The organism is Alginatibacterium sediminis (genome assembly GCF_003610775.1).
Taxonomy (GTDB): Bacteria; Pseudomonadota; Gammaproteobacteria; order Enterobacterales; family Celerinatantimonadaceae; genus Alginatibacterium; species Alginatibacterium sediminis.
This window is the reverse complement of sequence record NZ_RAQO01000001.1, coordinates 72,852-86,854: the sequence shown is the minus strand read 5'-3', so window position 1 is coordinate 86,854 and position 14,003 is coordinate 72,852. Positions and strand designations below refer to the sequence as shown.

At 44.2% G+C, this 14,003-nt stretch carries 16 protein-coding genes; 5 read left to right on the top strand and 11 right to left on the bottom strand.

The features are described 5' to 3' along the window. Positions 1-46: 46 nt before the first annotated feature. The 3 genes from tdh to DBZ36_RS00455 form a co-directional block, all read right to left on the bottom strand. Complete coding sequence (gene tdh / locus DBZ36_RS00465) at positions 47-1,069, bottom strand: L-threonine 3-dehydrogenase (protein ID WP_199711746.1); 1,023 nt, start codon at positions 1,067-1,069, stop codon at positions 47-49. Positions 1,070-1,071: 2 nt separating this feature from the next. Then, complete coding sequence (locus tag DBZ36_RS00460; protein WP_120352955.1) at positions 1,072-2,265, bottom strand: glycine C-acetyltransferase; 1,194 nt, start codon at positions 2,263-2,265, stop codon at positions 1,072-1,074. A 94-nt stretch (positions 2,266-2,359) separates the two neighbouring features. Then, positions 2,360-3,001: a TetR/AcrR family transcriptional regulator gene (locus DBZ36_RS00455; protein ID WP_158588999.1), complete on the bottom strand. Its 642-nt coding sequence runs from the start codon at positions 2,999-3,001 to the stop codon at positions 2,360-2,362. 156 nt (positions 3,002-3,157) lie between these two features. Here DBZ36_RS00455 and rfaD point away from each other — a divergent pair, with 156 nt between their 5' ends. Genes rfaD through waaA form a run of 3 tightly spaced genes read left to right on the top strand, consistent with a single transcriptional unit; the run spans position 3,158 to position 6,432 of the window. After that, positions 3,158-4,114: an ADP-glyceromanno-heptose 6-epimerase gene (gene rfaD, locus DBZ36_RS00450; RefSeq protein WP_120352953.1), complete on the top strand. Its 957-nt coding sequence runs from the start codon at positions 3,158-3,160 to the stop codon at positions 4,112-4,114. 33 nt (positions 4,115-4,147) lie between these two features. Further along, positions 4,148-5,176, top strand: a complete 1,029-nt coding sequence (gene waaF / locus DBZ36_RS00445) for a lipopolysaccharide heptosyltransferase II (RefSeq protein WP_120352952.1) — start codon at positions 4,148-4,150, stop codon at positions 5,174-5,176. 2 nt (positions 5,177-5,178) lie between these two features. Then, complete coding sequence (gene waaA, locus DBZ36_RS00440; protein ID WP_158588998.1) at positions 5,179-6,432, top strand: lipid IV(A) 3-deoxy-D-manno-octulosonic acid transferase; 1,254 nt, start codon at positions 5,179-5,181, stop codon at positions 6,430-6,432. 13 nt (positions 6,433-6,445) lie between these two features. On the opposite strand, the gene DBZ36_RS00435 is transcribed toward waaA, so the two are convergent. Both DBZ36_RS00435 and DBZ36_RS00430 read right to left on the bottom strand, forming a co-directional pair. Then, the gene (locus tag DBZ36_RS00435) at positions 6,446-7,612 is read right to left on the bottom strand and encodes a nucleotide sugar dehydrogenase (RefSeq protein WP_120352950.1); all 1,167 of its coding nucleotides are present in this window, start codon (positions 7,610-7,612) and stop codon (positions 6,446-6,448) included. A 36-nt stretch (positions 7,613-7,648) separates the two neighbouring features. Continuing rightward, the gene (locus DBZ36_RS00430) at positions 7,649-8,383 is read right to left on the bottom strand and encodes a 3-deoxy-D-manno-octulosonic acid kinase (RefSeq protein ID WP_120352949.1); all 735 of its coding nucleotides are present in this window, start codon (positions 8,381-8,383) and stop codon (positions 7,649-7,651) included. A 93-nt stretch (positions 8,384-8,476) separates the two neighbouring features. Between DBZ36_RS00430 and DBZ36_RS00425 the strand changes: the two genes are divergently transcribed. Beyond that, on the top strand, positions 8,477-9,514 hold the full coding sequence (locus DBZ36_RS00425; RefSeq protein WP_325049059.1) for a glycosyltransferase family 9 protein: 1,038 nt from the start codon (positions 8,477-8,479) through the stop codon (positions 9,512-9,514). 35 nt (positions 9,515-9,549) lie between these two features. Continuing rightward, positions 9,550-10,029 (top strand): pantetheine-phosphate adenylyltransferase, encoded by a 480-nt coding sequence (coaD, locus tag DBZ36_RS00420; protein WP_120352947.1) that lies wholly within the window; start codon positions 9,550-9,552, stop codon positions 10,027-10,029. 29 nt (positions 10,030-10,058) lie between these two features. Here the strand turns inward: coaD and DBZ36_RS00415 are convergent, their stop codons facing one another. From DBZ36_RS00415 to radC, 6 genes are all read right to left on the bottom strand, one after another. Next, entirely contained in the window at positions 10,059-11,108 is a 1,050-nt protein-coding gene (locus tag DBZ36_RS00415; protein WP_120352946.1) for a glycosyltransferase family 9 protein, read from the bottom strand. Between the two features lie 158 nt (positions 11,109-11,266). After that, on the bottom strand, positions 11,267-12,079 hold the full coding sequence (mutM, locus tag DBZ36_RS00410; RefSeq protein ID WP_120352945.1) for a bifunctional DNA-formamidopyrimidine glycosylase/DNA-(apurinic or apyrimidinic site) lyase: 813 nt from the start codon (positions 12,077-12,079) through the stop codon (positions 11,267-11,269). A gap of 21 nt (positions 12,080-12,100) precedes the next feature. After that, complete coding sequence (locus DBZ36_RS00405) at positions 12,101-12,613, bottom strand: hypothetical protein (protein ID WP_147394974.1); 513 nt, start codon at positions 12,611-12,613, stop codon at positions 12,101-12,103. Between the two features lie 45 nt (positions 12,614-12,658). Further along, the gene (gene rpmG, locus DBZ36_RS00400; protein ID WP_407641475.1) at positions 12,659-12,814 is read right to left on the bottom strand and encodes a 50S ribosomal protein L33; all 156 of its coding nucleotides are present in this window, start codon (positions 12,812-12,814) and stop codon (positions 12,659-12,661) included. A gap of 22 nt (positions 12,815-12,836) precedes the next feature. After that, positions 12,837-13,073, bottom strand: coding sequence for a 50S ribosomal protein L28 (gene rpmB, locus DBZ36_RS00395; protein ID WP_120352942.1), 237 nt, complete (start codon positions 13,071-13,073; stop codon positions 12,837-12,839). Positions 13,074-13,203: 130 nt separating this feature from the next. Continuing rightward, positions 13,204-13,878, bottom strand: a complete 675-nt coding sequence (radC, locus tag DBZ36_RS00390) for a RadC family protein (protein ID WP_120352941.1) — start codon at positions 13,876-13,878, stop codon at positions 13,204-13,206. Positions 13,879-14,003 lie beyond the last annotated feature (125 nt).

The following is a 14,003-nucleotide window of genomic DNA, read 5'->3' as shown; positions in this document are numbered from 1 at the left end:
CAACATTGGTTTGGCTGATATAGTGGCGTACTTTTAATTATTAGGACTACCAACTCAAAACGACCTTACCACTTTCACCTGAGCGCATGGTGTCAAATCCCTGTTGATAGTCTTTTACATCAAAGCGATGTGTGATGATAGAGCTAATATCCAATCCGGATTGGATCAAAGATGCCATTTTATACCAGGTTTCGAACATTTCTCGACCATAAATACCTTTTAAGATCAGACCTTTAAATATGACTTGGTTCCAATCTACACCCATGTCTTTGGGTGGGATTCCTAGCATCGCAATTTTTCCGCCGTGGTTCATGTTGTCTAACATTTGGCTAAACGCACTGGGCACGCCTGACATTTCCAGTCCGACATCAAAGCCTTCGTTCATGTTTAGGCTTTGCATGACATCTTCTAGGCTTTCTTCGAGCACGTTTACCACGCGAGTTGCGCCAAGTTTTTTGGCGAGCTCTAGTCGGTAAGGGTTTACATCGGTAACAACAACGTGCCGAGCGCCAATGTGTTTACAAATTGCGGCAGCCATCATACCAATTGGACCCGCTCCGGTAATCAATACATCTTCGCCAACCACATCAAATGATAGAGCGCAGTGCACAGCGTTTCCGAAAGGGTCAAACACAGCAGCGAGTTCATCACTAATTTCGTCAGGTAGTTTAAAAGCGTTGACGGCAGGCACAACTAGGTATTGCGCAAAACAACCCTGACGATTGACGCCTACGCCGATAGTATTGCGACATAAATGAGTACGGCCACCGCGGCAGTTGCGACAATGTCCACACGTAATATGACCTTCACCTGAAACTCGGTCGCCAATAGCAAAGCCTCTAACTTCTTGGCCCATGCCGATGACTTCACCGGCGTACTCATGCCCGATGACCATAGGTGTTGGAATAGTTTGCTGTGACCATTCATCCCAATTGTAGATATGGATATCAGTGCCACAAATAGCCGTTTTGGTTATTTTAATCAGTAAATCATTGTGCCCTGGTTTTGGGATTTCAACAGTAGTATCCCAAATGCCAGGTTTGTTATGTAGTTTACTTAGGGCGAACATGCTCATTGGATGACCCCTAAGTCTTTACCGACACTGATGAACGCTGCTACAGCAGTTTCGATTTGCTCAGTACTATGCGCGGCCGATATTTGAGTTCTAATTCTGGCTTGATCTTTAGGTACGACAGGAAACGAGAATCCGACTACGTAGATACCTTTAGCTAGCATTTGTTCTGCAAATTTGCCTGCTAGTTTTGCATCGCCCAACATCACAGGAACTATCGCATGATCAGCGCCTGCTAAATCGAAGCCAGCTTGTTGCATTAAACTGCGAAACAAGGCCACATTTTGCCAAAGCTTATTTCGGCGCTCCTGCCCGGTTTCAAGTAACTCAATTACTTTTATTGATGCGCTAACAATGGCTGGAGCCAATGAATTAGAAAACAAATACGGGCGCGAGCGCTGACGTAGCCAAGCAACTACTTCCTTTTTACCTGAAGTATACCCTCCGGAAGCCCCGCCCATTGCTTTGCCTAAGGTTCCGGTAATTATGTCGACGCGATCCATCACCTGGTGATACTCGTGGCTGCCCCTACCGTTTTCGCCAACGAAGCCCACTGCGTGCGAGTCATCGACCATCACCAGTGCGTTATACTTCTCGGCTAAATCACATATACCGGGTAGGTTTGCAATAATGCCATCCATTGAAAACACACCATCGGTGACCACTAATTTGTGACGACAACCCTGTTCATCAGCATCTTTTAGGCAGGCTTCGAGCTGCTCTAAATCATTGTTCGCATAGCGAAAACGCTTAGCTTTACACAAACGTACACCATCAATAATTGATGCATGATTGAGAGCATCGGAAATAATAGCGTCTTCAGCACCTAAAATTGTTTCGAATAGTCCTGCATTTGCATCAAAGCATGAACTATACAAAATCGTGTCTTCCATCCCTAGAAACTGACTGAGCTTGTCTTCTAACTGTTTGTGAATATCTTGGGTCCCGCAGATAAAGCGTACCGAAGCCATTCCAAAACCGTGGCTGTCCAAACCAGATTTTGCAGCTTCAATCAGACTCGGATGATTAGCCAAACCCAAATAGTTGTTGGCGCAAAAATTGAGAACTTGGTCCTGCTTGACTTGAATGTGAGCATCCTGCGCTGATTCGATAATACGCTCGTCTTTAAACAGTCCTTGTTCTTTGAGCTCGATGAGTTGCGTATTTAACTGCTGGTAGAATGCTGACGCCATAAGTTGACCTAGTGTGTTTTAGGAATATTGGCGCCATTATAGTCAAGCAAAGCATACCGTCACAACTAAGATCGACGATAAAGAGATATGCTGTTTAAGAATGCCTAGCTAGTTCTTGATAATGAACTATTAATCTTTCGGAGTGTGGACGGGAAGTAGGGGTCGAAAATGGCAGCATAATATGCAGCACTTTTACTAAGCCCAAATAGAGAGTGGCTTGATCAACTTTAAAATCAGTCGACTTTGAGGCTTGAAATGGGATCCAACTTACAATAACCAGACGAATTGTTTCTGATAATTGTAGGATGTCGTTATCTTTACCATCCAAATAACGACTTGCTCTCAAGCGCTGCATAAGTTCCATTATCCAAGTGTCTAAACGTCGTTGAACGCCTTGATACCGCTCGCGTAACTCTTCATCTCGAGAAATTAGCTCAACTAAGTTCATATACAAAAATCGAAATTCCCACATTAATGAAAACGTACCATCAAGGTAGTTCATCATGCGCTCGAAGCTTAAGCTAGGGTCGCTGGTTGGTTTAAACAGTTGTTCAAGTTGCAGCGCGTATTGTTCGAAAATACAACAGATTATTTCTTGCTTGTTGCCAAAATGGTAATAAAGATTACCGGGGCTAATTTCTAACTGGGCTGCAATATGGTTGGTCGTGACTTGACGTTCGCCCTGTTCATTAAACATCGCTAAAGATGTTTGAATTATCCGATCTCGTGTTTTCATAGCAGCCTTGTTTTCCCGCACTCTAATTGAGGCTAGCATGCTTTGCCTTATGGTGCATCTTCGGCTTGCTTAAGCTTTTAACTCAATTGATAAATTGCTATTCGATGACTAGAACCTTAAAATTTAGTTAATTGTATAAATTGGAAAGGTAAAGACATGATCGTAGTCACTGGTGGAGCTGGTTTTATCGGGTCTAACATTGTTAAAGCCCTAAATGACCAAGGACGTACCGACATTATCGTCGTTGACGACTTAAAAGATGGAACCAAATTTGTAAATCTAGTTGATTTGGACATTGCCGACTACCTAGACAAAGATGACTTTATTGCTCGGGTTGTTTCCGGAGAAGAGTTCGGTGACATTTATGGTAGCGATATTGAAGTCATGTTCCATGAAGGTGCCTGCTCTGCCACAACCGAGTGGGATGGCAGGTACATGATGGAAAATAACTACGAGTATTCGAAGGAGATTCTGCATTATTGTTTGGAGCGAGAGATTCCATTTTTATATGCGTCTTCAGCTGCTACTTATGGCGATACCAAGGTTTTTAAAGAAGAAAAGCAATTTGAAGGGCCGCTTAATGTTTATGGTTACTCAAAGCTGCAGTTTGATAACTATGTGCGTCGACTTAGACCACAAATCACATCGCAAGTGGTGGGGTTTCGCTACTTCAATGTTTATGGTCCTCGCGAACAACATAAAGACGCAATGGCCAGTGTCGCCTTTCACTTGAATACACAAGTTTTAGCGGGTGAAAACCCTAAGCTTTTTGAAGGCTATGATGGTTACGGCAATGGCGGCCAAAGCCGCGACTTTGTCTATGTTGAAGACGTATGTAAGGTAAATCTTTGGTTTTGGAAAAACCCTGAACAAAGCGGAATATTTAATTTGGGAACCGGTAACGCAGAACCGTTTTTGAATGTTGCCAACGCTGTGATCAACTACCACAAGCAAGGTGAAGTTGAGTTTATTCCTTTCCCTGATCATTTAAAGGGCCGTTATCAGAGTTTTACCCAAGCTGATATCTCTGCATTGCGTAGCGCGGGTTATAAAGAATCCTTCAAAACAGTTGCGCAGGGCGTTGAGCAGTATATGGCTTGGCTTAATCGTTAGATTATTGGGATTTGTGATGGGTAGGAGTATTGCTTGAAAATATTAGTAGTAGGGCCTTCATGGGTTGGCGACATGGTTATGTCGCAAAGCCTCTACAAGATGTTAAAAGCAATGCACCCTAATGCGCAATTAGACGTATTGGCGCCCGATTGGTGCCGACCTCTTTTAGAGCGCATGCCAGAGGTTGATAATGCCCTGCGTATGCCCCTAGGGCATGGCGATTTTGGCTTAAAACAGCGCTGGAAGATTGGCCGTAGCTTAGCAAATCAAAACTACGATTGGGCAATCGTACAACCTAATTCTATGAAGTCTGCACTTATCCCGTGGTTTGCCAGAATTCCACGCCGTAGTGGCTGGAAGGGTGAGAGTCGTTATGGCTTACTTAATGATTTACACCAAAAGAAACAACGTTTTGCTTTAATGGTCGAGCGCTATGTTGTGTTGGCCTTGGGTAAAGATGCCGCTGAAGATGCGTCAGACATTCCTGCATATGATTACCCAAGACTAGTAGCAGACCAACATAATCAGCAACAGGCGATGACGCAACTGGGGCTTGACCGACAAAGACCTATTCTGGCACTTAATCCTGGCGCTGAGTTCGGGCCAGCAAAACGGTGGCCAGAATCTCATTATGCGACCGTAGCCAATGATTGGATACAGCGGCGTGGCGGGCAAGTTTGGTTGTTTGGCTCAGCAAAAGATCAAGAGGTCACTCAAGCGATTAAACAAGCTATCCAACAGCCTGAGTTCTGCTTTGACCTAGCTGGTAAAACCCAGCTAGCCGAAGCTATTGATTTAATGGCGGCTGCAAGCGCGTCTGTAAGCAACGATTCTGGGTTGATGCACGTTGCGGCGGCGTTAGGATTACCATTGGTCGCCGTTTATGGATCGTCGTCCCCTAAATACACGCCGCCACTAAGTGAACACGCTATTCACTTAAATACTGATATCGAATGCCGCCCATGCTTTCAACGGGTCTGCCCGCTTGGGCACAATCAGTGTTTAACGCAGCTAGAACCTAGTCGAGCGATTGATGCGCTTGAGCAATTGGTGGTTCGATAATTTTGGCTCGATTATTCTATAACCTATTTAGCATCCTACTTGTCATTCCGATGCTAGTGAAACTGTATAAGCCTAAAAACGATCAACCGCAGTTTGGGCTGCGCTGGGTAGAGCATTTTGGCTTTGGCTCGAAGGGCTGTTTCGACATATGGGTACACGCGGTGTCGGTTGGAGAAGTCATTGGTATTACACCGTTGATTGTTGAGTTAAAACAACAGCAACCTGAATTAAATATTTTAATCACTACCACCACTGCCACAGGTGCTGAGCAGGTCGAAAAACAGTTGTCTGCGCTTGTCGAGCACCGTTATGCCCCTTTAGACTTTTGGCCATGTGTGTGGCTGTTCTTTTCTCGCTATCAATTCAAACAATACTGGATAATGGAGACTGAGCTTTGGCCTAATTGTTTAGCGTTTGCTAAGCGTAGGCGAGTAAAGGTGGTGTTAGTCAATGCCCGAATGTCGCAGCGCTCGGAAAAACGCTATCAAAAGCTTAAATTCACCCGCTCGATGGTGTTCTCAAACTTAGACCTTGTTTTAGCCCAGACCGAAGCGGATGCTCAGCGTTTTGAAAGCTTAGGATCCACATTAGTAAGCACTACTGGTTCGCTGAAATTCGATCTAAGCGATCCGAAGGCCTGGCAAACTCAGGCTGTAAAACTACAGCCATCATTGTTTGGAGAGCGCTCCATATGGGTTATTGCAAGCTCACACGAAGCTGAAGAGCCGCAAGTGCACCAGCTACTAATGAAAGTGTTAAAAACGGAGCCTAATGCACTATGTATTTGGGTTCCGCGTCATCCCGAGCGTTTTTCGGCAGTTGCTCAAACTTTGGAGCAGAACAAAATTCGCTATTGCCGACGTTCACAGCAACAACAACCGTCATTCGATACCCAAGTTTATCTAGCCGACACAATGGGAGAAATGATGTTGTGGTATTCAATGGCAGAAGTGGCATTTATTGGTGGGTCTTTGTGCCTGGTCGGCGGTCATAACTACTTAGAGGCTGCAGCAGTTGCATGCCCATGTGTTGCAGGCTGTTCCGATTTTAATTTTGTTCTAATAAGTCAACAATTACAGGCGGTTTCGCATTTGTACCTGAGTGATGATTTAGACTCGCTTTGCCAAAAGATTACCGATTATCTGCAAGACCCAGTATTGGTCCAACGCGATGGGCAAGCGGGACTACAAATTGTTCAACAAAATCGAGGCGCCCTTCACCGCACTTTGGAAGCCTTAACTATTAATTCGAAGTAAGCGGAGAAACACCTTAGTCGTTGCCAAATAAATCGCGGGTATAAACTTTATCTTGCACACTGTTTAGCTCATCAACTAGTCGGTTAGCCACTATCAAATCGCAGGTTTCTTTAAATAGCTCGAAGTCTTTTATGAGCGGGGAGTTTAGAAACTGTAACTCCTTGATTACGGGCTCATAAATTACAAGGTTTATCCCTTTCGCTTGAATGCGCTTCATAATCCCTATAATAGAACTGGACCTAAAGTTGTCTGAGCCTGATTTCATTATCAAACGATAAATACCGACCGTTTTCGGTCCTCGCTTTAGAATTGATTGGGTGATGAAATCTTTTCTGGTTCGGTTGGCATCTACAATGGCGGCAATTATGTTATTTGGAACATCCTGATAATTTGCAAGCAACTGTTTAGTATCCTTGGGTAAACAATAGCCTCCATAACCAAACGATGGGTTGTTGTAGTGATTTCCAATTCGTGGATCTGAGCCAACTCCTTGAATTATTTGACGACTATTTAAGTCATGAGCTTCAGCATAACTGTCGAGCTCGTTAAAGTAGGCTACCCTCATTGCCAAATAGGTGTTCGAGAACAGTTTTATCGCCTCCGCCTCGCTTGAGTCGGTAAACAATACTGGACATTTCGATGATACAGATGCTTCTAGTAAAAGGTTAGCAAATCGCTCTGCGCGTTCACTTTTTTCGCCGATCACTATACGAGAAGGGTGTAGATTATCAAAAAGAGCTCTGCCCTCACGTAAAAATTCTGGTGAGAAAATGATGTTGTTATTTAGGTATAGTTGCCTTGCTCTTATGGTAAACCCAACCGGTACGGTTGATTTTATGATCATGGTGGCGCTTGGATTGAGGCGAGCCACATCCTTGATAATTGTTTCAACAGTGCGGGTATTAAAAAAGTTGCTCTGCGGGTCATAGTTGGTCGGTGTGGCTATAACCACAAATTGAGCGTCGACATAGGCGAGTTCTTTGTTGGTCGTTGCAGTGAGATGAAGTGGTTTATGTAATAAAAAGTGCTCAATATCTTTGTCTGCGATGGGGGAGCGTTTGGAGTTAATGCTATCAACACGTTCGGGGTCGATATCAAGCGCTATCACCTGAGAATACTGAGCTAACAAAACCGCGTTGGCTAGACCCACATACCCAGTACCGACGACTGCTATTTTCATTTTGACCCATATCTGAGTTTAATCTTCTAAGATATGTTAGCCACCCTTAATGACAGTTTTTTGAAGCTTATAAGTTGTTTCAAAACCATCCCAATCGCTTTCTTTCCAATGTAGCCCCTTCCCCTTAGCAAGCTCTTTGATTAGTGAGCGTTTTAAGCGCTCGATATTGGTCTGAGCGATTCTCGCGTTAGCGTTTGCAATCGTGCCGCGGTCGAAATCTATAAGCCACACTTGTTCATTAGCGTCCAGCATGATGTTACGTAAGTTCAAATCTGGGTGGTTAACTCCATGATTATGAAATTGAGCGACAGTGGCAGCAATGTCTTGCCAAACTTTTTGTGGTAGGGCCTGGGCATATAAACGTTGAGCTAAGTCTTGGGCCTTGGGGATTTTTTCAGTGATTAGATCGGCTCGGTAATAAATGCCGTTACGGACAATACGCGCAGCAATTGGACGGGGGGCATTTAGTCCAAGCTCTTGCAAGCGAAGCAACAGTTTAAGCTCTTGATACGCGCGGCTTTTACGGGCCCCAAGATAAAGGTACTGGTCTTCACTTATTTTTGCTGCCATTCCTCCTCGATGGTAATGGCGCAAAGCAAACTGACGTTGTTGATGCTCAAAAAAGACAGTGGTTCCGCGACCTGCCGCTTTACCAATAAGGGCATCGCGTTGCGACCAAAAGCTCGGGTCAAATATGTTGTCCAGTGCTACTGAAAATGCGCTGTCATCGCATAACCAGATTAGCTGTTGGCCATCTTTAAGTTCTTGCATCGAATGCCTTATAAGGTCTTTTGGCTTTGATTTTACATTCAATCTTCAGCCACGCATAATGCTTGCAGTGATTCTTTCTCGATTTAGCTAATTTTGAGCAATTCCCAAGCGCTTCAACACATTTGTATTCTTCGTTTATCCGCTATTGGCGATGTATGCCATTGCATTTCGGTTGTCCAAAGCATTCAACGCCACTACCCCAAGGCTAGCATTACTTGGATATGCGGAAAAACTGAATCTGGTCTTATTTCTGATTTACCCGGCGTTGAAGTGCTGGTCTTTGATAAGCGAGCAGGGTTTAAAGCTTATCGTGATTTGTGGGCGCAGCTGCGTGGACGACGCTTTGATGTGTTGCTGCATATGCAATTGGCCTTGCGAGCAAGCCTACTAAGCTTAGGAATAAAGGCCACCCAAAAAGTAGGGTTTAGTTGGAAGCGCGCACGCGAAGCACAATGGTTGTTTACTAATCGTAAACTACGCCCCAGTCAAAGCATGCATGTCTTAGATCAGTTTGCTGAATTTGCATCATTTTTGGATGTGGAGAAACAAGCACCAAGTTGGAACATTCCTCTGTCATCTAGCGATCTTGATTTTGCCAAGAAAACCGTAACTGAACGCAGTGTTGTGATTTGTCCCTCGGCAAGTAATGTTGAACGCAACTGGCTAACACAAGATTATGTGAGTTTGTCGGATTGGCTAAGCAGTTTGGGTTTTCAAGTTGTTTTGTGTGGTTCGCCAGCAGCTAAAGAGGTGGCTTTAGCTGAGACAATTCAAGCGAGCTGTAAGCAACCACTGACCAATATCGTGGGGCAAACAAGTTTGAAACAATTGACTGCTGTGTTAAGGCGTACATGTGTTGTTGTTGCTCCAGACTCAGGACCTGCGCATATTGCAACAACGCAAGGCACACCGGTTGTCGGTTTATATGCACATAGTAACCCCAAACGAACCGGCCCTTATAATAGCCAAGATTATGTTATCGATGTTTACACTGCTGAAGCCGAAAAACAGTTTGGAAAACCACTTGAGCATTTAGCATGGGCAACTAGGCTAAAGGGCAAGAACTTGATGAGCAAGATTAAACTTGAACAAGTACAGGATAAGCTCAAGTCATTGTTATCAACATCGTAAAATTGGCCATTGAGCTGTAAACAAGAGATTTTAAAATGAAGAAAGTACTGTACCCCGGAACCTTTGATCCAATTACTAACGGCCACATGGATATCATTCGCCGAGGGGCTTTATTGTTTGATAAATTGATTATCGCTATTGCGGCCAGTCCTAGTAAAAAACCCTTGTTTGATTTAGAACAGCGGGTGCAGCTGGCGAAATTAGCCACTGCAGACTTTGACAATGTTGAGGTCTTAGGCTTCTCCGGTTTACTGGTCGATCTTCATCAAAATCAACAAGCTGCAGCGGTACTCAGAGGTGTACGTAGCGTGAGCGATTTTGATTATGAGCTACAGCTTGCCAATCTTAATCGCAAACTAAAGCCGGAGTTTGAAACTATTTATTTGAGCCCGATAGAAGAAACCGCCTGTATCTCTTCAACATTTGTGCGCGAGATATCCCTGCATGGTGGCGACATTCAAAATTTAGTGCCAAATTGCGTGTTTGAAGCCATGGCTAAACAAAAGCTTAATTAACGTTATCCTTAGTCAAAACATAGGAACCACTAAAGCTGGTGAAAGCTTTTTGAGGCAGTACAATTTAGCCATTGGTTTATCTGTTTAGCGCATAGTACGGGATCGATTGAAGACAGATCGTCAGGAACGTTTTCTTTAGTGTCTGGGCTGAAGGCGAGGCGATTATTGTCACTATTGAGTGTTTGCCAGCGTAATGGCGTTGAACTTCGCTTGGCTGGATAGAAGCCCACAGTAGGGACATTGAGTGCACCAGCAATATGCAATGGACCAGTGGAGCCTGCAATGAATAAGTCTGCACATGCTATTACTTGGCAAAAATGCTCAAGACCACTGGTAGATTCGAATACAAATAATGGAAGCGCTAGCTTGGTGGCTTGATCGGCTAGTTTTTGTGTCTGTTCAAGTTCCCCTGGCCCAGCGGTTAAACAAAAAACAAAATTAGAATCTAATTGATACATGGCAAACATGAGCTTAGCGTATTGTTCTAGACTTAAATTGTTGGCCGATCCCCCGCTGCCGCAGTGAATCATAATCAGCCGTTTGTTTAGCGCAAATTCCGGTAGCAATGCTTGTTTAACATGCTTCAATGATTCTTGTTCAAACTCTAAATACGCCGGAGCGCCTTCTATACTAGAGAGCTGGTGTTTACTTAAGTAGTACTTGATGAGATCAACGTTATAGACATGTTCAGGCTTTGCTGACTGAGAGCGTTTTTGTTTGAGAGTATCGGTGAATAGAAACTGGGCTAACTTTGTTGCAGGGGCTAGGCGATAAGGGATTCGGCACTTAAAACCAAGTAGGGCATTTCTTGTATTTGAGAACAAGCAAATGTAATCGTCAAAATTGTAGTTCCTTATGGTGCTTACCAGTTCTTGTTGCTGCGCTTTACTCCCACTCTTAGTGCAGTCGGTAATTACTTCGTCTATCCATGGACATAACAGCGCAAGATCACGGGTATACTTAGGAACTAAAGCCACAACAAGGCTGTCGGCTTGGCTTTGTTTAAGCGCAGCAAAACTTGGCCATGCTAGCATGAAGTCGCCAATTTTATCGTTACGCACCACCAGTATTCGTCGCATTTTATTCCTTAAGTATAAAGATTCAAGCCTTAGAACTTTTAATCTTTCAATTGCTCATTATAGTGTCGTCAGCCAGTTGATAAAGCCTAGCGACTGAAAAAGGTATTCAACTGACTTTTTGAATTATGTTGCGCCACAGCGAGTGCCAAACAAGCCGATTAGCGCTGACAATTTGGGCAGAAGAAACTGTTACGCTGGCCGATTCTTGTAGCTTGTATATGTTCGCCGCAACTGTGGCAAGCTTGGTTCTGCCGGCCGTATACCGCCAATTCTTGCTTGAAGTAGCCAGGCTTTCCATCGGCGTTGGAGAAGTCCTTAAGGGTGGTGCCACCTTGTTCTATGGCTTGTGCGAGCACTTCTTTGATGTGTTGGCACAAATTGGCATAACGGGTAGCGCTTACTTTATTAGCGGCTTTTTGTGGATGGATACCACTTCGAAACAAAGCTTCGCATGCGTAAATGTTACCCACCCCAACCACGACATGATTATCCATGATCAATTGCTTCACCGGAATACTACGTCGTTTTGCGCTCTGAAATAGCAAGCTTGGAGAAAAGTCGTCGCTCAAAGGCTCTGGACCAAGACTGGTGAGCAGTTTGTGCTCTTGCCAAGGTAACTCAGTATAAAGTACTGCGCCGAAGCGTCGAGGGTCGTTGAGACGCAAACACATACCCGAGCTTAAACAAATATCGACATGGTCATGTTTTAGAACCGTTTCGTGTTGCGCAAGTACTTTTAAGCTCCCTGACATACCCAAATGTATCAGTATGGTGCCGGCCTGAGTTTCTACCAGTAAATATTTTGCGCGGCGTTTAACGGCGGTGATGCGATGTCCAATACAGTTGGTGATTATTGAGGGGATCGGCCATCTCAGTTTGGGGTTTCTGACCACAATCTCAGTTATCTCGTGACTAACTAAATGCGGCTCGATGCCGCGACGGCTAGTTTCTACTTCGGGTAATTCAGGCATTTGTACTCGATATGCAATAATTTACTGGAACAAAGTGTGGTAAGAGTCGAGGTCTAACTCAAGGATTTGCCCTTGCCAATTACGAATCACGTAGCGATCTTCAGATTGAAATAGCGATAGTTGAATTGGCTCTCGACTGCCAGCGATATAGATTTGGACCTTAGTCGCTTGAGAACTGCCGTTAATTGAACCGTTCCACACCGGTAACTGAATGTGCATCCAAGCATCGATAATCTGTACCAGCTTATTGGGTTCGAGTTGTGGTTCGCTTTTCCAATCGACGCCTGCTCGCTCTATACGTAATTGCGGCAGATTGAGCTGCAAAATAGTCGCTTCACTAGGCAACAGACTATAGTAATTACTTTGTGGTAGCTCTTCTGACTCAGATTGACGGTATTCCATCAGCTGAAAAATCAAAATCATGCCCCCGACAGCAAAAATAATGACATTGTTCCATGCGCGGCGCGATAAACGAGGCATATGCTGTGAAGCCAAGAAAGGATGATACGTTGATGATAAAGAAATTGCAGGCATAAAAAAACCCGGAAAAGACCGGGTTTTTCACAAAGGGGGGGCAAATTACTTAATTTTGCCTTCTTTGTACATTACGTGCTTGCGAACAACAGGATCAAACTTTTTGATCTCCATTTTCTCAGGCATTTCACGTTTGTTCTTATCAGTGGTGTAGAAGTGTCCTGTACCAGCTGAAGAGTTCAAACGGATTTTTTCACGAATACCTTTAGCCATGACTTACTCCTTAGACCTTTTCACCGCGTTTACGCATTTCAGCTAATACAGCATCAATGCCTTTTTTGTCGATGATGCGCATACCTTTAGTAGATACACGTAATTTAACAAAACGTTTCTCAGACTCAACCCAAAAGCGGTGAGAATGAAGGTTTGGCAAAAAACGGCGACGAGTGCGGTTTTTTGCGTGTGATACGTTGTTACCAACAGCTGGTTTCTTACCAGTGACTTGGCATACTCTAGACATGTCGTCTTCTCCAAAAATTACTTCTGCTCGAGCATCTGAATGCCCCGTTTGGCCGTCGCCCGGGACGACAGAAAGGCCGCATTTTATACAGGAACTTAAAGACAAGATCAACTAAAATTTGAACAATTGATCAGATCCATCCGCGCTGAGCGAATGAAACTGCGCTTCCTTGACCCACAACAATATGGTCTAAGACTCGCACATCAATTAGCGCTAAAGCGTTGATTAAGCGTTCCGTGATTTGTCGATCAGCCTGGCTCGGTTCAGCCACCCCAGAAGGGTGATTGTGAGCAAGGATCACTGCGGCTGCATTATTTTCTAGTACCTTCTGCACTACAATTCGCGGGTAAACGCTCGCTGCATCGATCGTGCCGAAGAATATCGGCGCGAATTGTAACACTCGGTGTTGATTATCCAAGAGCAATAATGCAAATACCTCACGTGTTTGATGAGAAAGTTGCGATTTTAGGAAAATTTCTGCTGATTTGGTGTCTTCGAGTACCGATTTTTTAGTCAAATCCTGAAAAAGACATCGATTTGATATTTCAACACTGGCTTTTAGTTGAGCATATTTTGCCGGGCCGAGCCCTTTTTGTTGATAAAACTGCTGTTCGGAGCTGTGTACTATGTTGGCCAAACTGCCATAGTGGTTGAGCAAATGCTGGGAAAGCTCAATGGCATTCATTTCGGTGGTTCCGGTACGCAAAAAGATGGCGAGTAGTTCGGCATCACTTAGTGAGCTTGCTCCCAAAGCGATCAACTTTTCGCGTGGGCGTTCATGTTTTGGACAGTGATATAATTTCATAATAAGCACGGTTATTGATAGAACTATAAATATAGCTACTGATATGGCTTTTGCTTACTCGACACCTTATTTAAGATAAACTGCGTTTTTATTTGAACACGAACTAAACCTTTCACGGTCTAGAC